The sequence below is a fragment of the Salinifilum aidingensis genome (assembly GCF_054782015.1).
On record NZ_BAAGTH010000016.1, the window covers coordinates 95,389 to 120,093 of the forward strand.

The window sequence follows — 24,705 nt, forward strand, 5'->3', positions numbered from 1 at the left end:
CTCCCGCGGGGCGCTGCGCGTTCGCCGGGTGCGCACCGGCACGCGGGGCCGCGCGATCAGACCGCTCCGGTCGGTTCTCACGGCCCCGCGTGGATGCCCATACCGGGGCCGAGCGGCAGATCGGCGGCGTAGAACGCGGTCATGATCACCGCCCAGGTCAACCAGAACGGCACGACGAACGGTGTCATCCGGGAGACCAGCGTGCCGATGCCGGCGCTCGGCTCGTACCGCCGCAGGTAGCCGAGGATGATGATCATGTAGGGGTTGAGCGGCGTCATGATCTGCGTGGCGGAGTCGCCCACGCGGAACACCGCCTGCGCGAAGCCCGGTTCGAATCCCAGCAGCAGGAACATCGGGACGAACACCGAGGCCATCAGCGTCCACAGGCTCGACCCGGAGATGATGACCAGGTTGAGCAGCGAGGCGAGCACCATGAACCCGACGAACGCCGGGTAGCCCGTCAGACCCGCGGTGCGCAGCGCTTCGGCCCCGCCCACGGCCAGCGCCGTGCCCAGGTTCGTCCAGTCGAACAGGGCGATGAACTGCCCCAGCATGAACGCCAGCACGAGGAACCCGGTGAGGTTGCGCAGCGCCTCGCCCATCAGGCGCGGCACGTCGGAGGGCCGCGCGATCGTCGCCGCCCCGGTGCCGTAGGCGATGCCGGGGACCGCGAAAGCCAGCAGGATCAGCGTCGTCACCGAATCCAGCAGCGGCGATTCGGGCAGGAACGCGCCCTGCTCGTTGCGCAGCGGGGAATCCGGCCACAGCACCGCGGTCAGCACCGCGGCCGCGAGTGCGCCCAGGGCGATCCCCGCCCGCGCGAGGCCGCGGCGCTCCGCGGCGGCCAGGGCGATCCCCTCGGCCGAGAAGTCCTCCTCCACCGGCCGGCGCGGCACCTGCAGCCGGCGCATCCGCGGTTCGAGGACGCGGTCGATGAGCAGCCCCGCCAGCAGCCCGAGCACGAGCGCGGAGGTGAGGTTGAAGTAGTAGTTCGACACCGGTGTGACGGTCGTGGCCTGCTGCGGCAACGACTGCACGACGGAGTTGCTCACACCGGCGAACAGACCGTCCAAACTGGTCACCAGCGGCGAGGTGGAGTACCCCGCACCGGTGGCGGCGAACGCGCCGAGCAGCCCGGCCACCGGGTGCCGCCCGGCGGCTTGGAACACCAGCGCCGCCAGCGGGGGGACGATGATCATCGACGAGTCGGCCATGACGCTGGCGGTGACCCCGACCAGCCCCACCGCGTACGGCAGGACCCAGCGCGGCGCGCTGCCGAAGGCGGCGCGGATCAGCGCGGTGAGCAGACCGCTGCGCTCGGCGAGACCGACGCCGAGCATGATGGTGATCACGGTGGTCAGCGGCGGGAAGCCGAGGAAGTTCTCCGGGATCGAGGTGAGCAGGAACTCCAGCCCCGGACCGCTGAGCACCGCCCGCACCGGGGTCTCGGCCTCGGCGCCGGGAACCTGCACGGTCACCCCGAACAGCGCGACCACTGTGGAGACCGCGGCGACGGCGGCCACGAGGAACCCGAAGAGGAGGAAGGGTTCCGGAAGCCGGTTCCCGACGCGCTCGATCAGGTCGAGCACCCGGTCGGTCCGCGTGCTCCCGGAGGTCTCGCTCCCGCGCATCCCTGCTCCCCGCCGCCGTCGTTCCCCACCGCTGGTGCCGTGCCGCTCGCTGCGGTGCCCAGTCCCCGCTGCTTTCCCGACCCCTGCCGCGGTTCTGGCCGCCGGTGCCCTCCACCGCTACCGCTTCGACCGCGCCCAGGACACCGCGTCCGCGGCCCGGAACACAACCATCGACGGGGCGACCCCCGCGGCACCCGGAACCGGACCCCCGCTCCTCCGGAGGACGCTCCGCACACCCTCGATGACCTGGTGTTGGAACATTCCTCGAGAAATGTTCAACCCCCTGGGGGCATGCGCGGAGGTGTCGCTCAGCGCGGTGGCGCAGGGCGGAGCGCGCGGCTCAGGCCGGGCGCAGCGCGGCGAGCAGCAGGTCGGCGAAGTGCTCCCCGACCTCTTCACCGGTGAGTTCGCCGTCCTGGCGGAACCACGTGCCCAGGTGGTGCACCGCGCCGAAGTAGAAGTCCACGACGAGTTCCGCGGGCTTGTCCCGCACGAACACGCCCGCGTCCTGCCCCTCGGCGATGAGTTCGCGCACGCGCTCGTGGTAGCGGCGGCGTTCCGCCCGCACTTCCGCCTGCTTGTCGGCGCTGAGCAGGTGCATGGAGCGGAAGAAGATGACGGTGTCGTCCAGGTTCGCCACCGTGGTGGCGACCACGTCCGCGGCGACCTGGTGCAACCGCTGGTCGATGGGCAGGTCGCTGTCCACGGCCTGCTCCATCCGCGCGGTCTGCACGCGGAGCACCCGGGCGTAGATCTCGTAGAGCAGGTCGTCCTTGGAACCGAAGTAGTGGTACATGGCCCCCTTGGTCACGCCCGCGGCGTCGACGATCTGCTGCACCGAGGTCGTCTCGAAGCCCTGCTCGGCGAAAAGCCGCGTGGCGACGGTCAGCAGTCGGCGGGGAACCGACTCCGCGTCCGAGCCGGCCGCTGCCGCGTCGTGATCACCCGTGCGATTTCCCGCGGCCCGCACCATGTCCACCTCCGTCGTCGGTCCACACTGGCGCCCGCGTCCGGTTCGCGCCAGGTGCTCGGAAACCTGCCGCGGCCGCGCGTGCCGTGCGCCCGCGCGGCCGCGACTCACGATATCGACCGGGAGGGTTGCGCCCTGTGCGGCCGGTCGGCGCATCCACCGGCGTGGTCAATCGACTTCGCTGCGCAGTGCGCGTTGCAGTTTCCGCATCCCACTCTGCCACCGCTGGGGCTCGGTGGCGCGCCGCGCGTAGTAGTCGGCCACCTCCGGATGGGGCAGGACCAGGAACCGCCCGTCGTCGAGCGCCTCCACCACCTCGGCGGCCACCTGGTCGGGTTCGACCGCGTCCGCGGCCAGCAGGCGGTGCGCCTCCGAACCGGAATCGCCGAGCATGGACGTGCGCACGCCCTGCGGGCACAGCGCCTGCACGGTGATGCCCTGGTCGGCGTAGGTGATCGACAGCCACTCGGCGAAGGCCAGCGACGCGTGCTTGGTCACCGAGTACGGCGCCGAGCCGAGCATCGTCAGCAGCCCGGCCGCGGACACGGTCGCGAGGAAGTGCCCCCGCCCCCGGGACAACCAGTGCGGCAGCACGGCGCGCGCGGCGCGCACGTGGGCCATCACGTTGATCTCCCAGGAGCGCTCCCACAGCCACTCGTCGGCCTCGGGGCCGCCGGAATCGGCTACGCCGGCGTTCGCGCAGAACAGGTCGATGCGCCCGTGCTCGGTCAGCGCGCGGTCGACGAGCTGCTGCACGCCGTCCACCGCGACGACGTCGCCGACCACGGCAGTGCCGCCGATCTCGTCGGCCACCTGCCGCACCGCCGGCTCGTCCACGTCGCCGAGGACGACGCGGGTTCCGCGCGCGGCCAGCGCGCGGCTCAGCGCGGCACCGATGCCGTTTCCCGCACCGGTGACGATCGCGACCGTGCCCGTCCGGTCCATGTCACACCCCTCCGGTCAACGTTCCGCCGCCGTCGAGCACGAGCACCTGCCCGGTGACCCAGGAGGCGTCCGAGGACAGCAGGTAGGCCGCGGCACTGCCGATGTCACCGGGATCGCCGAGCCGCTTCATCGGGTACTGCTCGGCCACGTCCGACTCGTTGCCCTCGAACAGCGCGGTGGCGAACTGGGTCTTGACCACGGCCGGGGCGACCGCGTTGACCCGCACCGACGGCGCGAGCTCCACGGCCAGTTCCCGGGTGAGGTGGGTCAGCGCGGCCTTGGTCGTGCCGTAGAAGCCGATCCCCGGCGCGGGCCGCTCACCGGCCACTGAGGACACGTTGAGCACGGTGCCGCCGTTGTCGGACATCCACAGGCGGTGCACCTGCTGGGTCCAGGAGAGCGCGCCGAGCACGTTGACGTCGAAGATCTTCCGCGCGGCGCCGAGGTCCAGGTCCACGAGATCGCCGTAGACGGGGTTGATGCCGGTGTTGTTGACCAGCACGTCCACCCTCCCCCACTGCCGCAACACGCGGTCGACGGTGTCCGCGTGGTGCTCGGGGTCGTCGCCCTTGCCCGCCGCGGACATCGCGTGCTCCGGGCCGCCGAGCCCCTCGACCGCCTCGTCGAGCGCCTCCTGCTTGCGGGCCGTGACGCACACTTTCGCGCCCTCGGCCACGAGGCGTTCCGCGATGGCGTAGCCGATTCCCCGGCTGGCGCCGGTCACCAGTGCGACCTGTCCTTCGAAGCGCTTGCTCATCGGCGTTTCCCTTCCCGCGTTCAGCGTGTCGTCGCCGCACCGCTGCGGGCCTCGTCCCGCAGCTGCCGGCGCAGTATCTTGCCGGTGGCGGTCTTCGGCAGTTCGCCGACGACCACGACGGACCGGGGGTACTTGTAGGCGGCGAGGCGCTGCCGGCAGTGGTCGACGAGGTCCTGCTCGGCCACCTCGTGCCCGTCCCGCAGGGACACGTACGCCCGCACCGTCTCACCGCGGTACTCGTCGGGGACGCCGACGACGGCCACCTCCCGCACCGCTGGATGGCCGTAGAGGACGTCCTCGACCTCGCGCGGCCAGACCTTGAAGCCGGAGGCGCTGATCATGTCCTTCTTCCGGTCGACGACGTAGAACCAGCCCTGCTGGTCCATGAACCCGACGTCGCCGGTGTGCAACCGCCCCTGCGGGATCCCCCGGGCCGTTTCGTCCGGCTTGTTCCAGTACTGCGGCACCACCATGGGTCCTTCGATGACGATCTCGCCGACCTCCCCCGCGGGCAGGTCGGCACCGTCGTCGCCGACGATGCGCAGCACGCTGCTGAACGTCGGGATGCCGACGCTGAGCGTGCCGGAGGACTCGTCGACGGGCGCTTCCAGGTGCGCGGGCACCGAGGTGGCGGTGGCCGTGGTCTCGGTGAGCCCGTAGCCGTTGCGGATGTAGTGGCCGAAGCGCGCGCGGAAGTCCTCCACCACGGCCGAGGGAAGCGGAGCTCCTCCCGAGAAGAGCTGTTCGAGCGAGGAGAAGTGCTCGGCGCCGGCCTCGGGGTGGTTCATCAGCGCGACGTAGGCGGTCGAGGGGCCGATCATGTACTGCGGTCGGTGCTCGGCGAGCGCGTCGAGCACGACCCCCGGTTCGAAGCGGCGGACGAGGTCGAGCCTGCCTCCCACGGCGATCGCCGCGCCGAGCTGGCAGACCATGCCGGTGATGTGGAACAGCGGGGCGAGGCCGAAGATCCCGCACCCCTCGGAGAGCCGCTGCTGGATGCCGGCGGCGTTGAAGGCGAAGTTGCCGTGGGTGGTCGTCGCGCCCTTCGGCACGCCGCTGGTTCCCGAGGTGTACACCAGCAGCGCGGTGTCCGAGGCGCTGGGCCGCGGTCCCGCCGGCCGGCGGCCCGCGCGCTGCCGGGCGAGGGCGAGCAGATCGGCGTCGGCGGGCGCGCGCTCGGCGGTGGAACCGCCGAACACCCGCTCGTCGTCGCGGCCCTGCAGGTCCTGCTCGCAGGTGGTCACCACGCGGCGGACACCGGCCGGGCCGACCAGTTCGGAGAGCACCTCGCGGTGACCGCGCTCGGAGCTGACGACCACGGCGGGTTCGCTGTCGGCCAGGATCGTCGTCAGCTCGTGGCTGCGGTACATCGGGTTGAGCGGAACGACGACCGCACCGGCCTTCCACCCGCCCAGCAGGGCGAGGACGAACTGCGGTGTGTTCTGCAGGTACAGCGCGATCCGGGCGCCGGGCTCGACGCCCTGCTCGACGAGGTAGTCGGCGAACCCGTCGCTGAGCTCGTCGAGCTCGCGGTAGGTGAGGCGGCCGTCGAAGTAGGTGACCGCCACGCGGTCCGGACAGGTCCGGACGGCGAGGTCGAACATCTCGGTCACGGTGCCGTGCTCCGGCTCCAGCTCCGCCGGTGCGCCCTCCTCGTACAACGCCAGCCACGGGCGCTCGTCGTACACGCTGCCCACGTCACACCTCCTCGTGCCCCGACCACTGCGTCGACCGACCAGTCGGTACGCATCAGTCAACGTGCCAACGGCGGATCACGTCAAGAGCACCGGACGCGCACCCGGCACCGCGGCGACCGGGCGGCAGAACCCCGCGCACGCTGACGCACACCACGCCGCTTTCCGCGTTATGCTCAGACCATGACAGCCGCCCTGGAGACCGTGCTCGCGCGCGCCGGCCTGCGGATCACCGCCACCGAGTTCCTCTCCCTGGTCGAGGACGCCGCCAAGCGGCTCACCACCCCCCGGGCCGACCCCGCGGCGCACTTCACCGACGGCGAGCGCGCCGCGCTCGCCGAGGCGGGCCTCGACCTGGACCCGCTCGGCGAGGCGGAACCCGACCCGCGCGCCCGCACCGTGGCCGAGCAGGCGGTCCTGCGCGACACCGCCCTGTCGGTCGGCCAGGCCGCCGAACGCATCGGCGTCGACACCAGCCGCATCCGCCACCGCATCGCGGAGCACCGGCTGATCGGCTGGAAGGACCGCGGGGGCTGGCGGCTGCCCGCCTGGCAGTTCGGCGACCGCGACGTGCTGCCCGGGCTGGAGACCGTGCTCGCCGCGATGCCGCTGGACCAGCCCGCCCTCGTGCTGGCCAACTTCATGACCACCCCGCAGCAGGACCTCGAGCTGGGCGAGGCACCGGTGAGCCCGCACGAGTGGCTGCTCGCCGGCGGGGACCCGCGACCGGTGGCCGCGCTCGCCGCGCACCTGGGCCAGCCCGCCTGACGCCCCCGCAGCGATCCCGGACACGACGCCATGGCTCGGCTCCCCCAGCCGCCCCCGCCTGCCGCGTTGCAGGCCATGCTCCGCCGCACCGAAGACGTCATCGCCGTTCCCGCCGGTACGCGGCTGGTCCGCGTGTTCACGGCCACCGGCAACCACCCGCAGCAGTGGAACAGCTTCCGCTACGCGGGGCCGCTGCCGCACGCGCGGTTCGACCCGCACCAACCGGCCGCCCGCGGCGACCGCCCCGTCACCCGGGAGCACGGGGTGCTCTACTTCTCGCTGGCCGTGCGCACGTGCATCGCCGAAGTGTTCCAGGCGACCTCGACGGTGGACCGGCGCACGCGCGAACCGCACCTGGTGCTGTTCCGCCCGCGCCGCACGCTGCGGCTGCTCGACCTGTCCGGGCTCTGGCCCACGCGCGTCGGCGCGTCCCAGGCCATCAGCAACGGCCCCAAGGAGCGCGCGCAGGCCTGGGCCCGCGCGATCCGCGCGGCCTACCCGGAACTGGACGGCCTCTGGTACCGCTCGTCGATGGACGCGGGAAACCCGTCGATGTGCCTGTGGGACCCGCCCGCCGCGAACGCCGTGCCGGAGTCGCCGGACGTGCTGCTGCCGCTGAGCCACCCCGGTCTCGACGTGCCGCTCGGACGGGTGTGCTCCGAGCTCAGCTACACGCTGCTCGACTGAGCAGCGCTGCCTGGTGCTGCTGGCGCTGCTCGAACGGGGCGCCGTCCCGCCTCAGTGCTGGTGCTGCTGCTCGCGCTGCGCGTCGCGGCTCGACTTGGCCAGGCTCGCCCAGGTCGTCACGGCCAGCACGACCACGATGACCCCCAGGGACATCCAGTTCTGGATCTCCAGCCACGTCGGCACGAGGTGGTACTCGTGCAGCGCGTGGATGACGAGCTTGACACCGATGAAGGCGAGGATGACCGCCAGGCCGGTGGACAGGTAGACGAGCTTGCTCACCAGGCCGCCGACGAGGAAGTACAGCTGCCGCAGCCCCATCAGGGCGAAGGCGTTGGCGGCGAACACGAGGAACGGGTCCTGGGTGATGCCGAAGATCGCGGGGATCGAGTCGACGGCGAACAGCAGGTCGGCGCTGCCGATGGCCACGATGACCACGAACATCGGCGTCAGGTAGCGCTTGCCCTCGAGCCTCACGGTGGACTTGGCACCGTGGTACTCGGAGGTGACGGGGAAGACCTTCCGCGTCCAGCGGACGAGGGCGTTCTCCTTGTACTGCTCGTCCTCGTCCTTGTTGCGCAGCATGCTCGCCGCCGTCCACAGCAGGAAGGCGCCGAAGACGAAGAACACCCAGACGAACTTCGCGATCAGCGCGGCGCCGACGGCGATGAAGGCGCCGCGCATGATCAGCGCGAGCAGGATGCCGATGAGCAGCACGCGGTGCTGGTGGACGGAGGGCACCGCGAAGCTCGCCATGATGATCATGAAGATGAACAGGTTGTCCACGCTCAGCGAGTACTCGGTGATGTAGCCCGTGAAGTACTCGAGCGCGAAGTGCCCGCCGCCGAAGAACCAGACGCCGAGGCCGAAGGCGACCGCGCACGCGACGTAGAAGGCGACCCACTTGGCCGCTTCCCCGGTGCTGACCTCGTGCGGCTTGCGGTCGACGATGACGAGGTCGAGCAGCAGCAGCACGGCGAGCCCGCCGAGCGTCGCCAGCCAGACCCACCACGGCACGTGCATCGTGTCGTCACCAGCCGCCCGCTGCGCGAGCAGGCCCACTTCGGCACTCATCCAGAAACCTCCGGCTCAAGGGCGCACGCCAGCAACCGGAGGTCTCTTCCACCGACGCGGGTCGGCCGAGGGCGCCGGGCCCGCGCACGCACCCGCCCGCCGAGCACGGCGGTAGGCGGGTCGAGGACGAGCGGGTCCGTGATGACGACGCCGTCGCGAAAGGAATACTCCCCTCCACAGTCCGGGCGGGATTATCGCCGATCCAGGCTAGTCGCCGCCACATGACGTGACGATCAGCACCCGCGCGCTGCACGCGGCGTGCACCCCGGCGGCGGTGCGGATGCCTCAGGTCACAGCACCGCGCCGCGCGGATTGCTGTTTGGTCTCCGCTTCATAGCGTCTTCATTGTCTCCGGGCGGTGACGGCAACCCGGCGCGATCACGTCGCTTAGTGTCGGGCGCGTGTCCTCTCCCCGCGAGCCCCTCCGGTCCCGTCCGCGCTCCCGCAGCGACCGGCGCGCCCCGCGCCGGCGCCGCGCGGGTACCGGAGTGATCGCGCTCGCCCTGGTGGCGATCGTCGTGCTCGCCGCGTTCTGGTGGGCGGAGGAGGACCCGCGGCCCGCCGAGCTGCCGGCGCCGCGCGAGGCCCGGGTGGACGTGCTCGACGGGCCGGAGCGCGAGAACCGCGTGCAGCTCGACGTCACGCTCCACGCCCCCGCCGAGACGCCCGCCCCCGCCGTCCTGCTCGCGCACGGTTTCGGCGCGGACAAGACCAGCGTCGCGGACCAGGCCCGGGAGCTGGCCCGGCGCGGCTTCACCGTGCTCACCTACTCCGCGCGCGGGTTCGGCGCCAGCACCGGCAGGATCGCGCTGAACCACCCGGACTACGAGGTCGCCGACGCGCGCCAGCTCGTGGACTGGCTCGCCCGGCAGCCCGAAGTGCTCCGCGACGACGACAACGACCCGCGCATCGGCGTCACCGGCACCTCCTACGGCGGCGCGCTCGCGCTGTCGCTGGCGGGCACCGACCCGCGTGTGGACGCGCTGGCCCCGGTGATGGCCTACAACGACCTCGCCGCGGCGCTGCTGCCCAACCGCGCCTCGGCCGCCCCGCTGGACCGCAGCACCCCGGCCGCGGCCAGCGGGACCAGTACGCCCGGAGTGCTCAAGCAGGCGTGGGCGGGTCTGCTGTTCTCCGCAGGGGGCGAGCCCACGCCGCAGTCGCGCTCCGGCGGGGCCGGCGGCCCCGCCGGACAGCGCAGCAGCGCGCTGACCTGCGGCCGCCTCGCCCCCGCCGTGTGCCGCGCGTACACCCGCATCGCGCGCACCGGCGAGGCCGACCCGGCCGCCCGCGCCCTGCTGGAGCGCGCCTCACCGAAGCGGTTCACCGATCGCATCCACGCACCGACGCTGCTGGTCCAGGGCGAGCAGGACACGCTGTTCGGCCTGGACCAGGCCGACGCGAACGCGCGCCAGATCGCGCGCGCCGGCGGCGAGGTGCGCGTGCTCTGGTACGCGGGCGGGCACGGCGGAGGTGCTCCCGACGCCGAGGTGCGCCGCCGGATCGGCGACTGGTTCGCCGCACGGCTCGGCGGTGTGGACCCGCCCGAGGAACCGATCCCGGCCTTCCGCTACGACCTGGCCGGACGCCCCCAGCGCGACGGCCACCGCGCCGAGCGCACGGTGGTCGCCCCCGAGTACCCGGGGATGCGCGAGGGGCGCACGGCCCGCTTCGACATCGGGCTGCGCGGTGAACCGGCCCGCGTGGTCAACCCGCCCGGGGGAACACCGGCGGCGACCAGCACGCTGCCCGGCACCCGCGGGGCGCGCACCCCGGCGCGCGACCTGCCCGAGCAGACGGCCGTGTTCCGGTCGGAACCGCTGCGCAAGCCGCTGCTGATCTCCGGTGTGCCGCAGACGCGGCTGTCGGTGTCCGCCGTGCCCGGCCAGCCCGGCGGGGACGAGGCGGTGCTGTTCGCCAAGCTCTACGACGTCGGCCCCGGCGGGGAGCGCACCATGGTCGGCGACGCGGTGGCGCCGCTGCGGATCACCGGGCTGCCGCAGGACGGCAGCCCCGTCGACGTGCACGTGGCCCTGCCGGGCGTAGTGCACTCGGTGGAGCCGGGGCACCGCCTGGAGCTGGCGGTGACCACCACGGACAGGGCCTTCACCACCTCCCGGGAGCCGGCAGTGCACCGCGTCGGCCTGGCAGGCGGGGGCGCGTTGTCCGCGCCGTCGGTGCGCGGGACGGACCTCTCGGCAGGCAGCGTGCCGGTCGCCCCGCTCACCGGGATCGGGGTGATCATCGCGGCCGCCGCGCTGGTCTGGGGGGTTTCCCGGATCCGGCGCCGCGGCGACGGCGCGGTCGCCGAGCTGACCGACACGCCGCTGGCGATCGACCGGCTGTCCAAGTCGCACGCGGGCACCGCGGGCGGGGTGCGCGAGCTCTCGCTGCGCGTGGAGCGCGGGCAGATCGTCGGGCTGCTCGGACCGAACGGCGCGGGGAAGACGACCACGCTGCGCATGCTGCTCGGCCTGGTCCACCCCGACGCGGGAACCGTCCGGATCTTCGGCCACCTCGCGCGCCCGGGTGCGCCGGTGCTCTCGCGCGTGGGGGCGCTGGTGGAGAACCCGGGATTCCTGCCCCACCTGTCGGGCATCGACAACCTGCGCTCGTACTGGGCGGCCACGAGCAGGCCGATCCTGCAGGCGCGCTTCGACGAGGTGCTGCGCATCGCGGGCCTGGACGAGATCGCGCACAGCCCGGTGCGCACCTACAGCCAGGGCATGCGGCAGCGGCTGGCGATCGCCCAGGCGATGCTCGGCCTGCCGGACCTGCTGGTGCTGGACGAACCGGTGAACGGGCTCGACCCGCCGCAGATCCAGCAGCTGCGGGAGATGCTGCACCGCTACGCCGCCACCGGCCGGTCGGTGCTCATCTCCAGCCACCTGCTGTCCGAAGTGGAGCGCACCTGCACCCACGTGGTGGTGATGCACCAGGGGCGGCTGGTCACCTCGGGCGGAGTCTCCGAGGTGGTGGGCTCCGGCGATGAGCTGAGCATCCGGGTGGACGACCCGGCCGCGGCGGCCGAGGCGCTGCGCGCGATCACCGGGATCGGCCTGGTCCGCCGCGACACCGCCGACGGGCAGGTGCACGTGGACCTCGGGTCGGTCTCGGCCGGGATCGTGGTCAACGCGCTCGTCGCGGCCGAGGTGGCGGTGCACCAGGTCGGGCCGCGTCGCCGGCTGGAGGACGCCTTCCTCCAGCTCGTCGGAGAGGAACAGTGATGGTCGAGGACGCGGACGTGCCCGAGCTCGCCGTGGTGCGATCGACGCAGCCGGCCCAACCGGACGGCGCCGCCGAGGGGTACCGGGCGCGGCGCACGCTGCCCGTGCGGGTGGAGTTCGCCCGGCAGCTGCGGCGCCGCCGCACGCGGATCACGCTCGGCGTCCTGGCAGCCACCCCGCTGGTGCTGCTGCTCGGGTTCGCCCTCAGCGGCGGCACCGGCCCGCCGGACGGGCCGACGTTGGCGGACAACGCCACCGGCGGCGGGTTGAACTTCACCGCGTTCACCCTGTTCGCCGCGACGAACCTGCTGCTGGTCGTGGTCGTCGCGCTGTTCTTCGGCGACACCGTCGCCAGCGAAGCCGTCTGGTCGAGCTTGCGGTACCTGCTGGCCGCACCGGTTCCGCGCACGCGGCTGCTGCGGCAGAAGGCCCTGGTCGCGGCACTGCTGTCGCTGCTCGCGCTCGCCCTGCTGCTGGTCGTGTCGCTGGCGGTGGGACTCGTCGCCTACGGGGCCGGTGAGATGATCACCCCGACCGGGGAGACCGTGCCGTTCACGGCGGGACTGCTCAGCCTGGTGCTGTCGGGGCTGTACCTGGCGCTGCACCTGTCGTGGATCGCCGGGCTGGCGCTGTGGCTGAGCGTGAGCACCGACGCCCCGCTGGGGGCCGTCGGCGGTGCGGTGCTCGTGTCGATCCTGTCGCAGATCCTCGACCGCACCCCCGTGCTGGGCGGTCTGCGCAGCTACCTGCCGACGCACCACTCCACCGCCTACGTCGACCTGCTGCGGGTCGAGCTGGACTGGTCGACGGTGCCCTACGGCGTGTTCTCCGGGCTCGCCTACGCAGCGGTGTTCTGCGCGCTGGCGGTGCACCAGTTCCGGCGCAAGGACATCACGAGCTGACCCCACCCGCGCGGGCCCGGTGTTCGGCCGCTGACTCCGCGGCTGCCGCCTCGATCACACCGCCGCAGGTGATCGGCGTGCCGCGGCGAGCGCGCGGCGTAGGCTCGCCGCCGATGGAGACGTTCCACCTGCGGTACTTCGTCGCGGTCGCGGAGAACCTGAGCTTCTCCCGGGCGGCTCGGCAGCTGCACATGGCCACCTCCCCGCTGAGCCGCCGCGTCCGGGACCTGGAGCACGAGCTGGACGTGACGCTGTTCGACCGGGATCCGCACCACGTGCAGCTGACCGGGGCGGGCAGCGCGCTGCTGCCGCTGGCCAAGGACGTGCTGAGCCGCTTCGACGACCTGCCGTGGCAGCTGCACCAGCAGCTCGGCGCGGTACCGCGCACGGCCTACGCCGGTGTCGCTCCGGGACTGCACCCGCAGCTGCGGGAGGCGTTGCGAGCCGCCGAGCGGAGCTGCCCCGCCGGGGTGGAGCTCAAGCGCTGGCCGGGCAGCAGCGCGGACCTGCTCGCGGCGGTGCAGCGCGGCGAGCTCGCCGCGGCCCTGGTGCACCTGCCGGTGCACGCCGAGGGGATCGAGGTGCGGGAGGTGTTCCGGGAACCGCTCGGCGCCGTGGTGCCGGCGGCGGAGTTCGGGGGACGCTCCGCGGTGCGGTTGTCGGAACTCGTCGACCACACCTACGTGCGCCTGCCGGCGGGGATGCAGCCCACGTACTTCGAACAGGTCCAGGTGCGGCTGCAGGCCGCGGGAATTCACCGGAAAATTACCGCCAGCAGCGGCGATTACGGCGCCGTCGGGGAAATCGTCGCGAACGGATCTGCGTTCTCGCTCACTTTCCTCGACCCGAAAAGCGACATGGCCAAGCACCGCGGGGAGAACCTGGCAGTACTGCCGTTCGAGGACTTCGACCCGGAACTGACGACAGGTCTGATCTGGCACCGCGACCGCGCGGAGAACAACAGCGGCCTGCGTGAACTGGTAGAACACGTCGATCGCACCCTGCTCGACGTGCTGGGCGAGCCTCCGCGAGCGGAGTGATCACCCCGGCCGCCGCGACGGGGAACGGCGTGACCGCTGCGGTCGCGCCAGTTTTCGCGAATCGGTTCCGCTGATCGTTTGCCCCTCCTCCCGCGCCCGCCCTAGCCTGAAACCAGAAAGCTAGTTAGCCAGACGAATTTCTCTGGTTCCGGCGCACTCGCACGGAGCGAAGGATGACCGCAACGACTCCCAACCGAACGGATGCGCACGACCCGACCGGCCCGCTCGCCGGAGTGCGCGTCATCGACCTGTCCACCGTCGTCATGGGCCCCTACGCCGCGCAGGTCCTCGGCGACCTCGGCGCCGACGTGGTCAAGATCGAGAACCCCCACGACACCGCCCGACGCGGGACCGCCGCGCGCACGCCCGGCATGACCCCGCTGCACATGAACGTCAACCGCAACAAGCGCAGCGTCGACCTCGACCTCAAGGACCCCGACGACCGGCAGCGCGCCCTGCAGCTCATCCACGGCGCCGACATCGTCATCACGAACATGCGCATCGCCGCGCTGCAGCGCCTCGGGCTGGACCACGAGAGCCTGGCCGCCGACAACCCGCACCTCATCTACGCGCACGCCCAGGGCTTCCGCCCCGACTCCGAGCGGGCCGAGCTCGCCGCCTACGACGAGACGGTGCAGGCCGCCTCCGGACTGCTGGACATCGCCGAGCGCGCGGGCGACATCGGTTCCCCCGTGGTGCTGCCCAGCATCCTCGCCGACAAGGTCGCCGCACTGACCATCACCTACTCGGTGCTGGCCGCGCTGGTGCACCAGCGCTCCACCGGCCGGGGCCAGCTCGTCGAGGTCCCCATGGCCGACACGCTGCTGTCGTTCAACCTCGTCGAACACCTGCAGGGAAGGACGTTCGAGCCGCCGATCGGCGAGACCGGGTTCACCCTGTCCATGAACCGGGGGCACCGGGCCCGGCCCACCAAGGACGGTCTGGTCATGATCATGCCCTACACGCCGAAGAACTGCCGGGACGTCTTCCAGGCCGCCGGACGCCCCGACCTGGCCGAAGACCCCCGCTTCAACGACGACGCCCTCGACAGCAAGCACGACGGCGAGACCATCGCCCAGCTCATCGAAGAGGTCACCCCGAACCTGACCACCGCCGAGTGGATCGAGGTGTGCACGAAGAACAGCGTGCCCGTCGGCCCCGTGCTGCGCCTCGACGAAGCCGACGAGGATCCCTACGTCCGCGACGGCGGGCTGCTCGAGCTCGAGCAGCACCCCACCGAAGGGCCCTACCGCGTGGTCGGCATCCCGGTGAACTTCTCCGCGACGCCCCCGTCGGTCCGGCGGCACGCCGCGATCCCCGGCACGCACACCGACGAGGTCCTCGCCGAGCTGGACCGCTCCGACGAGGAGGAGAACTGATGTCCACACCGGACACCGCTGTGCACACCGAAAAGCACGGCGCCGCACAGCTGATCACGATCAACCGCCCGGCCAGCCGCAACGCGGTCAACTCCGCCGTCGCCAACGGCATCGCCGCCGCGCTCGAAGAGCTGCACGGCGACGAGGACCTGCGCGTCGGTGTGATCACCGGCGCGGGCGGCACGTTCTCGGCCGGGATGGACCTCAAGGCCGCCGCGGCCGGCGAATCCGCCGCGGTCGCCGACGGCGGATTCGCCGGCATCACCGAGGCGCGCAACGACAAGCCGCTCATCGCGGCCGTGGAGGGCCACGCCCTCGGCGGCGGGTTCGAGATCGCGCTGTCCTGCGACCTCATCGTCGCCGCCGACGGCGCCACCTTCGCCCTGCCCGAGGTCAAGCGCGGCCTCATCGCCGGCGGTGGCGGCACCGTGCGGCTGCCGCGGCGCATCCCGCACCACCTGGCGATGGAACTGCTGCTCACCGGTGAGGCCATCCCCGCCCGGCGCGCGGCCGAGATCGGCCTGGTCAACCGGGTCGTTCCGGACGGTTCGGCCGCGTCCACCGCCCTCGAGCTCGCCGAGCGGATCGGGGCGAACGCCCCGCTGGCGCTGGCGGCGGTGAAGTCGGTGCTGCGCGCCGGGGACGGCGCACCCGAGCACACCGCGCTCACCGCCCAGCGCGAGGCGGTCGAACACCTCCGCAACTCCGCGGACTTCGCCGAAGGAGCACGCGCGTTCGCGGAGAAGCGCGCTCCGGAGTGGAGGGGCCGGTGACGCGCGACGAGGTCCTGCAGGCGGTCACCACACCGCTGACTGCACCCGCCTACCCGCCGGTCCGCCCCCGGTTCACCGACCGGGAGTACCTCAACATCGTCTACCGCACCGATCCGGACGCGCTGCGCGCCGCCGTTCCCGAACCGCTCGAGATCGACGAACCGCTGGTGCGCTTCGAGATCATGAAGATGGGCGATGTCACCGCGTTCGGGCCCTACGTCGAAGCGGGCCAGGCGATCCCGGTGCGCCTCGGCGAGGAGCGCGGCGAGTACCTGCACGCGATGTACCTGGACGACTTCGGCGCCACCGCCTCCGGGCGGGAGGCCAGCGCCTACCCCAAGGCGCTGGGCAGCCCGGCGCTGTACCCCGACCGCGGTGCGCTGGTGGGCACGCTCGACTACGGCGCGGTCCGGGTGGCCACGGCCACCATGGGCTACAAGCACGCGCCGCTGGACCCGGACGAGGCGCAGGCGCAGATCACCACGCCGGCGTTCATGCTCAAGATCGTTCCGGACTACGACGGCTCGCACCGGGTCTGCGAGCTGGTCCGCAGCCAGATCACCGACGTGGCGGTCAAGGAAGCGCACACCGGACCGGCCCGGCTGGAGTTGCACGAGCACGTGCTCGCTCCGCTGGCCGACCTGCCCGTGCGACGGGTGGTCTCGGCCAGCCACGTGCTGACCGACCTCACGCTCGCACCGGCCGCCCCCGTGCACGACTACCTCGCTTGAGCGGGAGGATCCGATGTCCCCGCAGAACGATCCGCAGTGGACGGAAGTGGCGGTGGTGGGAGCCGGCACCATCGGGCTGTCCTGGGCTGCGCTGTACGCCGCGCGAGGAATGGCGGTGCGCCTGTCCGACCCCCGCGACGACCTGCAGCAGCAGCTCGACGAAGCCCTGCCCCAGCTCGCCGAGGGCCTGCCCGGTATCGAGACCGCGCAGTTGCGCGAACGGATCACCACCACCTCCGAGCTGGCCGAGGCCGTGTCCGGGGTCGACCTGGTGCAGGAGAACGGCCCGGAGCGGCTGCGGACGAAGCGGGAGCTGTTCGCCCAGCTCGCCGAGCTCGCACCGACCGGGGCCGTGCTCGCCTCCTCCAGCTCCGGCCTGGTCGCCTCCGACATCGCCGCGGAACTGGCGGAGCCGGCGGCGAGCCGCGTGCTCATCGCCCACCCGTTCAACCCACCGCACGTGGTGCCACTGGTGGAGCTCGTCCCCGGAAGCGCGACCGCCGAGTCCACGGTGGCCGCGCTGCAGGAGTTCTACGGCCGCATCGGCAAGGCACCGATCCGCGTGCACGGGGAAGTCCCCGGATTCGTCGCCAACCGGCTGCAGAGCAGCATCATGCGCGAGGCGATCTCGCTGGTGCTCGACGGTGTCGTCGACGTCGGTGAGCTCGACGCGGTGATGAAGAACTCGCTCGGCCAGCGCTACGCCACCGTCGGGCCGTTCGAGAGCTTCCACCTCGGCGGCGGCCCCGGCGGCATCCGGCACATGATGGAGCACCTCGGCTCAGGCATGGCCGAGCAGTGGGAGGAACTCGGCCGTCCGGAGATGAACGACGCCGCGGTCGCCGCGATCTCCGAGCAGACGGAGAACGCCTACGGGTCCGGCCCTGAGGAGTACCGGCGCCGCAGCGCCCTGCGCGACCGCAAGCACCTCGCACTCGACGCGGCGCTGCACAGCGCCGCGCAACGCTGAAACCAGGAGGAGACGATGCCCAAGCAGGCCAACACGACCCCGGACTTCTTCGGCTACGCCGAACACCTCGACGAGTCCGAGCGCGCCGAGCTCGCCGAACTGCGCGAGTACCTGGAGCGCGAGATCAAGCCGATCGCCGCGCGCGCCTGGGAGAACGCGCAGTTCCCCTTCGAGGTCGTCGAGAAGTACGCCCACCTGCAGCTGGCCCGCTACCAGTACCCCGAGTACGGCGACGGCCGCAAGCGCAGTTCGCTGTTCAGCGGATTCCTCAACCTCGAGCTCAACCGCATCGACCCCTCCCTGGCGGTGTTCTCGGGTGTCCACACCGGACTCGCCATGGGCAGCATCTACGGCGGCGGGGACCAGGAGCAGCGCGACCGGTGGATGCCGGACATGGTCGAGATGAACCGCATCGGCGCCTTCGCCCTGACCGAGCCCGAAGGCGGCTCGGACGTCGCCGGCGGCATGCGCACCACCGCGCGCCGCGAAGGGGACGAGTGGGTGCTCAACGGCGCGAAGCGGTGGATCGGCAACGGCACGTTCGCCGACCTCGTCGTCGTCTGGGCCCGCGACGAGGCCGACGGGCAGATCAAGGGCTTCGTCGTGGAGAAGGGCACGCCCGGCTTCAGCGCCAGCAAGATCGAGGGCAAGATCGCCCTGCGCGCTGTGGAGAACGCCGACATCACGCTGGACGACGTGCGCGTGCCGGAGCACAACCGGCTGCAGAACATCAACAGCTTCCGCGACACGGCCAAGGTGCTCGCCTCCACGCGCGGCGGCGTGGCCTGGCAAGCCCTGGGCGTGGCCGTGCGCGCCTACGAGCTGGCTCGCGACTACGCGGTCGGGCGCCAGCAGTTCGGCAAACCCATCGGCTCGTTCCAGATGATCCAGGACCTGCTGGTGAAGATGCTCGGCAACATCACCAGCGTGTTCGGCATCGTCGTCCGGCTCAACGAGCTCACCGAGCAGAACCGCGCCGGGGCCGACCAGGCCGCGCTGGCCAAGGCCGTGGCCACCACGCGGATGCGCGAGGTCGTCGCCTGGGCCCGCGAGCTGTTCGGCGGCAACGGCATCGTCCTCGACTACGAGGTGGCGAAGCTGTTCGCCGACGCCGAGGCGATCTACTCCTTCGAGGGCTCGCGGGAGATGAACACCCTCATCGTCGGCAAGTCCGTGACCGGCCTGAGCGCCTTCGCCTGACACCGGGGCCGCCGCGTCCCCGCGGCCGGCCCCCGGCGACCGCCCCGCGACGGTCCCGTCGGCGCTGCAGCGTTCCCGCGACACGCTTCCGGAGGCACCCGACTCGCCGGGCGCTGTATCAGGTGCGCTCCCCCGAAATCCCCGGTGACCTGCAGATTCCTCTTTTGAACGATTCCAGTGTGCGCAATTTTCATGAAAATTGCGCACACTGGAAAGAATCCAATGTGGCTGCGGATCACGCCGACCGGGCAGGCGGCGGAGCTTCGCCCCACCGCATCACTGCACGCAGAACTCGTTGCCCTCGGGATCGGTCATGACGACGCAGTACCCGTGCGGTTGGTCGTTCTCGTAGAGCACCGCGGCGCCCAGCTCCTCCAACGCTGTCACGTGCTCGCTGATGCGAGCCCGCGCCGCGGCGGCGTCGGACGGGGGCGAGCCGCGCCTGCTGATGTTGACGTCGAGGTGCACCCGGTTCTTCGCGCTCTTGCCCTCCGGAACGCGCTGGAAGAACACGCGCGGACCGGCACCGTCCGGGTCGACCACCGCGGAGAAGGCGTCCCACTGCTCCCGGGGCAGACCGAGGTGCTCGCCCACCTGCTCCCACGAGGAGAAACCGGGCGGTGGTGGCTCGACTTCGTAGCCGAGCGCCGCCGCCCAGAACCCCGCCAACCGCGCCGGATCGTGCGCGTCGAACGTGACCTGCACCCCGATGCCCACCGCACTCCTCCTGATGACCACCCGTACCGACTGCTCGCGGCGAGGGCTCAGCCGGGAGGGGACCTCCGGCAGAGCCCCGCTGAGCCACGACCGCTACTGGATCCCGGCCTCGTCCATGCCGCGCAGCTCCTTCTTCAGGTCCTCGATCTCGTCGCGCAGCCGCGCGGCCAGCTCGAACTGCAGCTCGCGGGCCGCGTTCATCATCTGGTCGTTGAGCTGCTGGATCAGGTCGGCCAGCTCGGCGCGGGGCATCTGCTTGGGATCGCGGTCGGACACCAGCCCGGAGCTGGTGGCCACGTTCTCCCCGCTGGGCTTCTTCCCGCGCGACTGGTTGCGCCCGGAACCGCCGACCTCGACGCTCTCCTCGGTGTCCTCGGCCTCCTTGTAGACCCGGTCGAGGATGTCGTCGACCTCCTTGCGCAGCGGCTGCGGGTCGATGCCGTGCTCTTCGTTGTAGGCCATCTGCTTGGCGCGCCGCCGGTTGGTCTCGTCGATGGCGTTGCGCATCGAGTCGGTGATCTCGTCGGCGTACATGTGCACCTGGCCGGACACGCTGCGCGCCGCGCGGCCGATCGTCTGGATGAGGCTGGTCTCCGAGCGCAGGAATCCCTCCTTGTCGGCGTCCAGGATGGACACCAGCGAGACCTCCGGCAGGTCCAGCCCCTCGCGCAGCAGGTTGATGCCGACGAGCACGTCGTAGTCGCCGAGCCGCAGCTGCCGCAGCAGCTCCACCCGCCGCAGCGTGTCCACCTCCGAGTGCAAGTAGCGCACGCGGATGCCGAGCTCCAGCAGGTAGTCGGTGAGGTCCTCGGCCATCTTCTTCGTCAGCGTGGTCACCAGCACCCGCTCGTCGGCCTCGGCGCGCCGGCGCACCTCGTGCACGAGGTCGTCGATCTGCCCCTCGGTCGGCTTGACCACGACCTCCGGGTCGACCAGGCCGGTCGGGCGGATCACCTGCTCGACGAACTCGCCACCGCTGCGCGCCATCTCGTACGGGCCGGGCGTGGCCGACATGTGCACCGCCTGGCCGATCCGATCGCTGAACTCCTCCCAAGTCAGCGGGCGGTTGTCCATGGCGCTGGGCAGGCGGAAACCGTGCTCGACGAGCGTGCGCTTGCGCGAGGCGTCGCCCTCGTACATGCCGCCGATCTGCGGCACGGTCACGTGCGACTCGTCGATGACGAGCAGGAAGTCCTCCGGGAAGTAGTCCAGCAGCGTCGCCGGCGCGGAGCCCGCCTCGCGGCCGTCGATGTGCCGCGAGTAGTTCTCGATGCCCGAGCAGAACCCGACCTGGCGCATCATCTCCACGTCGTACTGCGTGCGCATGCGCAGCCGCTGCGCCTCGAGCAGCTTGTTCTGCTGCTCGAGCGTGGACAGCCGCTCCTGCAGCTCCTCCTCGATGCCGCGGATGGCCTGCTCCATCCGCTCCGGGCTGGCCACGTAGTGCGTCGCGGGGAAGATGCGCAGGTCGGAGACCTCGCGGACCACGTCGCCGGTGAGCGGGTGCAGGTAGTGCAGCTTCTCCACCTCGTCGCCGAAGAACTCCACGCGCACGGCCAGCTCCTCGTAGGCGGGGATCACCTCGACCGTGTCGCCGCGCACGCGGAACGTGCCGCGCTGGAAGGCCACGTCGTTGCGCTGGTACTGCACGTCCACGAGCGCGCGGAGGAACACGTCGCGGTCGACCTCCGCTCCGGCCTCGAGGAAGATCGACCGGTCGAGGTACGACTGCGGCGTGCCCAGGCCGTAGATGCAGGACACGGAGGAGACGACCACGCAGTCGCGCCGGCTGAGCAGGTTGGACGTGGCCGAGTGCCGCAGCCGCTCCACGTCCTCGTTGACCGAGGAGTCCTTCTCGATGTAGGTGTCGGTCTGCGGGACGTAGGCCTCGGGCTGGTAGTAGTCGTAGTAGCTGACGAAGTACTCGACCGCGTTCTTCGGGAAGAACCCGCGCAGCTCGTTGGCGATCTGCGCGGCCAGGGTCTTGTTCGGTTCGAGCACGAGCGTGGGCCGCTGGACCCGCTCGATCAGCCAGGCCGCCGTCGCGGACTTGCCGGTGCCCGTGGCCCCGAGCAGCACCACGTTGGTCTCCCCGGTGTTGATCCGCCGTTCCAGGTCGTCGATCGCCTGGGGCTGGTCACCGGCGGGCTGGTAGTCGCTGACGACCTCGAAGGTCCCCCCGGACCGCGGGATGTCGCTGACCGGGCGGAACTCGGAGTGCGCCAGTACGGGGTGCTCAGTCGCGAATGCCACGGTTCCCAGCCTACGAGGTCGCACCGACATCGTGCGCCGCGCGGGCTCCCGCACGCCTGCGACACGCCGAGCGGCGGACCCGGTGGCGGCAGCACCTCCCCGTGATTCCGGAACCGGCCGTTTCCCCTCGTCGCACGCCTGCTCCCCAGCGCAGCGGAGCTGCTTACCGGCCCCGCCGCCGGGCGTCAAGGACTGCCCTGCGCAGGGTGCTGCGCCTACAGTTGTTGCCGTGACCACTCAGCGCGCGATCAGCGACCGGCCGGGCCCGGCCGTGCACCCGCCGAAGGTCGAGGTGTTCGACCTGCCCGCCCGGACCAACACCGATCCGAAACGGCAGGTGCGGCGGGTCCACGAGTACCGCCGCACCCCGTTCGGGCTGTACCTGGCCCGTTCCATGCCCGGGCACCCGCGGCTGGCCGGGCTGCGGTCCTGGCTGCTGCCCGATCTCGGGCTGCGGGTGACCCGCTGGTCCTGGCGTCCCGGGCACGAGCGGGACCTGGACTTCTACCTGGACGTGGTCGGCATCGAAACCGGTGAGATCCGGTGGCGCAGCACCGACTACTACCTGGACATCGAGGTCCGCCACCGCAGCGACGCGCAGGTGCTCGACTACGACGAGTTCGTCCTGGCGGTGCAGTCCGGCCTGCTGGACACGGAGACGGCGCAGCGCGCGCTGCACATCGCCTGCACCACGGTCGACGGGCTGGCCCGGTACGACTACGACCTGCCGCGCTGGTTGCAGGACCAGGGCATCGAGCTGTCCTGGCCGGAACAACCCACCGAGGCTTCCGTGTCACGCAAACCGCTGATACCGCCATCACGGTAGTCACGGATGGTGACACGGAATTGAGACCACCGGGCCGCGGAATGGTTATCGGAATGCAGGCTCGACGCCACCCGTACCACGTTCGAGAGCGTTACAGTCGCGTACTGTGACACCGCCGATTTCCCCTGAACTCGTGGAAGTGATCGACGTCCGCGACGCCCGGCGGCGGCACGCCAGCGGCGTCGACAGCCTGCAGCAGTGCCGCGTCGAGCAGTGGGGCTTGGAGGTCGAGTACGACACGCCCCACGCCAGCGAACACGCGGGCGAGCACGTCTGGCTGCTGCCCGAGGCCGGTGTCCGCCTGACCCGCTTCCGCCCGCGGCGGCGCCACTCGCGGCCGAGCGCCAGCCTGCTCACCGCCGCCCACATCGAAGCGGACACCTCCTCGTGGGCCTGCGCCGACCTGCTGCTCGGACTCGAACTGCCGGACCAGCGCCGCCCCCGGATCGTGCGCTCGGAGGAGTTCGGCAGCGCCGTGGCGAGCGGCAGGATCCGGCGGCACGAAGCCGACACCGCCCTGCGCACGATGCATCGCACCCTCACCGAGCTCGGCGCGCACGGCGGCCTGGACGGCTGGCTGGCCGCGCACGGCCTCGACGGGTCCGCAGCGCTGCCCGCTCCCCGCAGGCCGCTGGAGTCGCAGGCGCACCGCGTGCACCGGTGAGCGCCGTGCGGGGTCGGCGACCGGTCGCCGCGCCCGGCGCACCCGCCGGGTGGGCAGGCCCGATCCCGCCGGGCCGTCCGATCGCTCCGGGTCAGCCGGTCACGTCGGACCAGCCGGTCATTCCGGGGCCGGCACGTCCCGCCCGGTCTCGGCCGCCCACCGCCGGACTTTGACCAAGGCCTCCGCGAACCAGGACTCCTTCGCCGCGGCGTAGCGCTCACCGTCGGCATCGGCGGCGTAGCGCTCGGCCAGCCGGCGCTTCAGCGCCGCGTACTGGGCGCGCTCGTCCGGGAACGCGCGCAGCCACTCCGGCAGCAGCAGCGCGAACCACCACTGCTCCGCGCCCCGAACCGCCACCCGCAGGTGCACCGGGCGCTGCGGATCCGCGGCCGCGTGCAGGCGCGCGCCCGCGCCGGCCGCACCGACCGGCGGGAAGCCGGCGGCGGCCAAGGGATCGGCGAGCCGTTCGGCCTGCTCCGGCGAGCCCACGGTCAGCTGCAGGTCGAGCACGTCCCGGGCGGGCAGCTCGCCGACCGGGGTGGAACCGACGTGGTCGACGCGCAGCGCGAGCTCCCCCGCGGCCTTCCGGATGCGGGCCGCCAGGCGCCGGGCCTGCTGCGGCCACGCGGGGTCCGGCTCCACCAGCTGCGGCGGGCCGGGGCCCGCACCGCGGTGCAGCCGCACGTTCCGCTCGAACGGCCGCAGCCGGTGCTCGTGCACCTCGTCGGCGGCGGTCCGGAGCTCCTCGGCGGTGCCCGTGTTGTCCAGCCACACGTCCGCGGCGGCGCGGCGCTGCTCGGTGGTGGCCTGCGCGCGGATGCGGGCCCGCGCGTCCGCGGCGTCCAGGCCGCGCTCGACCAGCCGCTGCACGCGCGTGCCCTCCGGCGCGTCCACGACGACCACGAGGTGGTAGTCCGCTTCGGTTCCGGATTCCACGAGCAGCGGCATGTCGTGCACCACCACGGCGTCGTCCGGGGCCTCGGCCATCCGCTGCCGGGTCAGCTCGCCGATGCGCGGATGGGTGATCGCGTTGAGGTCGGCCCGGGACTCTTCGTCCCGGAAGGCCCTGGCGGCCAGCGCGGAGCGGTTCAGCGCCCCGCTGTCGTCGAGGACCTCCTCGCCGAACCGCTGCACGAGCGCCGCGAGCCCGTCGGTGCCCGGTGCGACCACCTCCCGGGCGAGCGCATCCGCGTCGATGATCACCGCACCGTGCTCGGCGAGCCGCCGCGCCACCGTCGACTTGCCCGAGCCGATGCCTCCGCTGAGTCCCACGCGCAACACGGCGATCATCCTGCCAGGGGCCGGGCGCACCGCGCGGAGCAGGGCGAGCGACCCAGAGCCGCTGATCCCGCGCCGCGGGCGGCCGCGGCCCGTGCTGCGCGCACTCCCCGGAACCCGCCCGAGACGCAACGGGGCCCGTGTCCGAATCGCTCGAACACGGGCCCCGTGCAACCGTGCGGACCGTCAACCCACCGCGATGCGGAGGCTGCCACGACCGCT

21 protein-coding genes are annotated in these 24,705 nt (G+C 72.0%); 12 read left to right on the top strand and 9 right to left on the bottom strand.

Annotation, left to right across the window (positions count from 1 at the left end; genetic code table 11):
* Nucleotides 1-77 precede the first annotated feature (77 nt).
* The 5 genes from ACYVJE_RS19750 to ACYVJE_RS19770 all read right to left on the bottom strand — a co-directional run bounded on the left by ACYVJE_RS19750 (nucleotide 78) and on the right by ACYVJE_RS19770 (nucleotide 6,000).
* Nucleotides 78-1,631 (bottom strand): AbgT family transporter, encoded by a 1,554-nt coding sequence (locus tag ACYVJE_RS19750; protein ID WP_461145618.1) that lies wholly within the window; start codon nucleotides 1,629-1,631, stop codon nucleotides 78-80.
* A gap of 340 nt (nucleotides 1,632-1,971) precedes the next feature.
* Nucleotides 1,972-2,604 carry a TetR/AcrR family transcriptional regulator gene (locus ACYVJE_RS19755; protein WP_459159192.1) on the bottom strand — a complete coding sequence of 211 codons (633 nt, stop codon included), beginning with the start codon at nucleotides 2,602-2,604 and terminating at the stop codon, nucleotides 1,972-1,974.
* Between the two features lie 165 nt (nucleotides 2,605-2,769).
* A complete protein-coding gene (locus tag ACYVJE_RS19760; protein ID WP_461145619.1) occupies nucleotides 2,770-3,546 on the bottom strand; it encodes an SDR family oxidoreductase in 777 nt (258 codons plus the stop codon).
* Nucleotide 3,547: 1 nt separating this feature from the next.
* Nucleotides 3,548-4,303, bottom strand: coding sequence for an SDR family oxidoreductase (locus tag ACYVJE_RS19765; protein ID WP_459159190.1), 756 nt, complete (start codon nucleotides 4,301-4,303; stop codon nucleotides 3,548-3,550).
* A 20-nt stretch (nucleotides 4,304-4,323) separates the two neighbouring features.
* Entirely contained in the window at nucleotides 4,324-6,000 is a 1,677-nt protein-coding gene (locus ACYVJE_RS19770) for a class I adenylate-forming enzyme family protein (protein WP_461145620.1), read from the bottom strand.
* Nucleotides 6,001-6,180: 180 nt separating this feature from the next.
* Here ACYVJE_RS19770 and ACYVJE_RS19775 point away from each other — a divergent pair, with 180 nt between their 5' ends.
* Nucleotides 6,181-6,765 carry a DNA-binding protein gene (locus ACYVJE_RS19775; protein WP_459159188.1) on the top strand — a complete coding sequence of 195 codons (585 nt, stop codon included), beginning with the start codon at nucleotides 6,181-6,183 and terminating at the stop codon, nucleotides 6,763-6,765.
* Between the two features lie 30 nt (nucleotides 6,766-6,795).
* Nucleotides 6,796-7,452, top strand: a complete 657-nt coding sequence (locus tag ACYVJE_RS19780) for an RES family NAD+ phosphorylase (RefSeq protein WP_459159187.1) — start codon at nucleotides 6,796-6,798, stop codon at nucleotides 7,450-7,452.
* A 51-nt stretch (nucleotides 7,453-7,503) separates the two neighbouring features.
* Here the strand turns inward: ACYVJE_RS19780 and ACYVJE_RS19785 are convergent, their stop codons facing one another.
* A complete protein-coding gene (locus ACYVJE_RS19785) occupies nucleotides 7,504-8,472 on the bottom strand; it encodes a TerC family protein (RefSeq protein WP_461145639.1) in 969 nt (322 codons plus the stop codon).
* A 539-nt stretch (nucleotides 8,473-9,011) separates the two neighbouring features.
* Here ACYVJE_RS19785 and ACYVJE_RS19790 point away from each other — a divergent pair.
* From ACYVJE_RS19790 to ACYVJE_RS19825, 8 genes are all read left to right on the top strand, one after another.
* Nucleotides 9,012-11,750 carry an alpha/beta fold hydrolase gene (locus ACYVJE_RS19790; protein ID WP_461145621.1) on the top strand — a complete coding sequence of 913 codons (2,739 nt, stop codon included), beginning with the start codon at nucleotides 9,012-9,014 and terminating at the stop codon, nucleotides 11,748-11,750.
* Nucleotides 11,750-12,652, top strand: coding sequence for an ABC transporter permease subunit (locus tag ACYVJE_RS19795; RefSeq protein WP_461145622.1), 903 nt, complete (start codon nucleotides 11,750-11,752; stop codon nucleotides 12,650-12,652). The genes ACYVJE_RS19790 and ACYVJE_RS19795 overlap by 1 nt, the downstream gene beginning before the upstream one ends.
* A gap of 113 nt (nucleotides 12,653-12,765) precedes the next feature.
* Nucleotides 12,766-13,692: a LysR family transcriptional regulator gene (locus tag ACYVJE_RS19800; RefSeq protein ID WP_461145623.1), complete on the top strand. Its 927-nt coding sequence runs from the start codon at nucleotides 12,766-12,768 to the stop codon at nucleotides 13,690-13,692.
* 173 nt (nucleotides 13,693-13,865) lie between these two features.
* Nucleotides 13,866-15,071 (top strand): CaiB/BaiF CoA transferase family protein, encoded by a 1,206-nt coding sequence (locus ACYVJE_RS19805; protein ID WP_461145624.1) that lies wholly within the window; start codon nucleotides 13,866-13,868, stop codon nucleotides 15,069-15,071.
* On the top strand, nucleotides 15,071-15,844 hold the full coding sequence (locus tag ACYVJE_RS19810) for a crotonase/enoyl-CoA hydratase family protein (RefSeq protein WP_461145625.1): 774 nt from the start codon (nucleotides 15,071-15,073) through the stop codon (nucleotides 15,842-15,844). Before ACYVJE_RS19805 ends, ACYVJE_RS19810 begins: the two co-directional genes overlap by 1 nt.
* On the top strand, nucleotides 15,841-16,575 hold the full coding sequence (locus ACYVJE_RS19815; protein ID WP_461145626.1) for an acetoacetate decarboxylase: 735 nt from the start codon (nucleotides 15,841-15,843) through the stop codon (nucleotides 16,573-16,575). The genes ACYVJE_RS19810 and ACYVJE_RS19815 overlap by 4 nt, the downstream gene beginning before the upstream one ends.
* A gap of 13 nt (nucleotides 16,576-16,588) precedes the next feature.
* Nucleotides 16,589-17,545, top strand: a complete 957-nt coding sequence (locus ACYVJE_RS19820; protein WP_461145627.1) for a 3-hydroxyacyl-CoA dehydrogenase NAD-binding domain-containing protein — start codon at nucleotides 16,589-16,591, stop codon at nucleotides 17,543-17,545.
* Between the two features lie 15 nt (nucleotides 17,546-17,560).
* Nucleotides 17,561-18,745, top strand: a complete 1,185-nt coding sequence (locus ACYVJE_RS19825; protein ID WP_461145628.1) for an acyl-CoA dehydrogenase family protein — start codon at nucleotides 17,561-17,563, stop codon at nucleotides 18,743-18,745.
* A 276-nt stretch (nucleotides 18,746-19,021) separates the two neighbouring features.
* Here the strand turns inward: ACYVJE_RS19825 and ACYVJE_RS19830 are convergent, their stop codons facing one another.
* Both ACYVJE_RS19830 and uvrB read right to left on the bottom strand, forming a co-directional pair.
* Nucleotides 19,022-19,462, bottom strand: a complete 441-nt coding sequence (locus tag ACYVJE_RS19830; RefSeq protein WP_461145629.1) for a VOC family protein — start codon at nucleotides 19,460-19,462, stop codon at nucleotides 19,022-19,024.
* A gap of 93 nt (nucleotides 19,463-19,555) precedes the next feature.
* The gene (uvrB, locus tag ACYVJE_RS19835; protein ID WP_459159177.1) at nucleotides 19,556-21,715 is read right to left on the bottom strand and encodes an excinuclease ABC subunit UvrB; all 2,160 of its coding nucleotides are present in this window, start codon (nucleotides 21,713-21,715) and stop codon (nucleotides 19,556-19,558) included.
* A 229-nt stretch (nucleotides 21,716-21,944) separates the two neighbouring features.
* Here uvrB and ACYVJE_RS19840 point away from each other — a divergent pair, with 229 nt between their 5' ends.
* Nucleotides 21,945-22,541 carry a ribonuclease FAU-1 family protein gene (locus ACYVJE_RS19840; protein WP_459159176.1) on the top strand — a complete coding sequence of 199 codons (597 nt, stop codon included), beginning with the start codon at nucleotides 21,945-21,947 and terminating at the stop codon, nucleotides 22,539-22,541.
* 133 nt (nucleotides 22,542-22,674) lie between these two features.
* Nucleotides 22,675-23,205 (top strand): hypothetical protein, encoded by a 531-nt coding sequence (locus ACYVJE_RS19845; protein ID WP_461145630.1) that lies wholly within the window; start codon nucleotides 22,675-22,677, stop codon nucleotides 23,203-23,205.
* Nucleotides 23,206-23,322: 117 nt separating this feature from the next.
* On the opposite strand, the gene coaE is transcribed toward ACYVJE_RS19845, so the two are convergent.
* Nucleotides 23,323-24,486, bottom strand: a complete 1,164-nt coding sequence (gene coaE, locus ACYVJE_RS19850) for a dephospho-CoA kinase (RefSeq protein ID WP_461145631.1) — start codon at nucleotides 24,484-24,486, stop codon at nucleotides 23,323-23,325.
* Nucleotides 24,487-24,705 lie beyond the last annotated feature (219 nt).

Coding starts and splice junctions, on each gene's coding strand:
- ACYVJE_RS19760 (WP_461145619.1), bottom strand. CDS start 3,546: ATGGACCGGACGGGCACGGTCGCGATCGTCACCGGTGCGGGAAACGGC.
- ACYVJE_RS19785 (WP_461145639.1), bottom strand. CDS start 8,472: ATGCACGTGCCGTGGTGGGTCTGGCTGGCGACGCTCGGCGGGCTCGCC.
- ACYVJE_RS19765 (WP_459159190.1), bottom strand. CDS start 4,303: ATGAGCAAGCGCTTCGAAGGACAGGTCGCACTGGTGACCGGCGCCAGC.
- ACYVJE_RS19780 (WP_459159187.1), top strand. CDS start 6,796: ATGGCTCGGCTCCCCCAGCCGCCCCCGCCTGCCGCGTTGCAGGCCATG.
- ACYVJE_RS19775 (WP_459159188.1), top strand. CDS start 6,181: ATGACAGCCGCCCTGGAGACCGTGCTCGCGCGCGCCGGCCTGCGGATC.
- ACYVJE_RS19795 (WP_461145622.1), top strand. CDS start 11,750: ATGGTCGAGGACGCGGACGTGCCCGAGCTCGCCGTGGTGCGATCGACG.
- ACYVJE_RS19825 (WP_461145628.1), top strand. CDS start 17,561: ATGCCCAAGCAGGCCAACACGACCCCGGACTTCTTCGGCTACGCCGAA.
- ACYVJE_RS19805 (WP_461145624.1), top strand. CDS start 13,866: ATGACCGCAACGACTCCCAACCGAACGGATGCGCACGACCCGACCGGC.
- ACYVJE_RS19810 (WP_461145625.1), top strand. CDS start 15,071: ATGTCCACACCGGACACCGCTGTGCACACCGAAAAGCACGGCGCCGCA.
- ACYVJE_RS19755 (WP_459159192.1), bottom strand. CDS start 2,604: ATGGTGCGGGCCGCGGGAAATCGCACGGGTGATCACGACGCGGCAGCG.
- ACYVJE_RS19820 (WP_461145627.1), top strand. CDS start 16,589: ATGTCCCCGCAGAACGATCCGCAGTGGACGGAAGTGGCGGTGGTGGGA.
- ACYVJE_RS19800 (WP_461145623.1), top strand. CDS start 12,766: ATGGAGACGTTCCACCTGCGGTACTTCGTCGCGGTCGCGGAGAACCTG.
- ACYVJE_RS19750 (WP_461145618.1), bottom strand. CDS start 1,631: ATGCGCGGGAGCGAGACCTCCGGGAGCACGCGGACCGACCGGGTGCTC.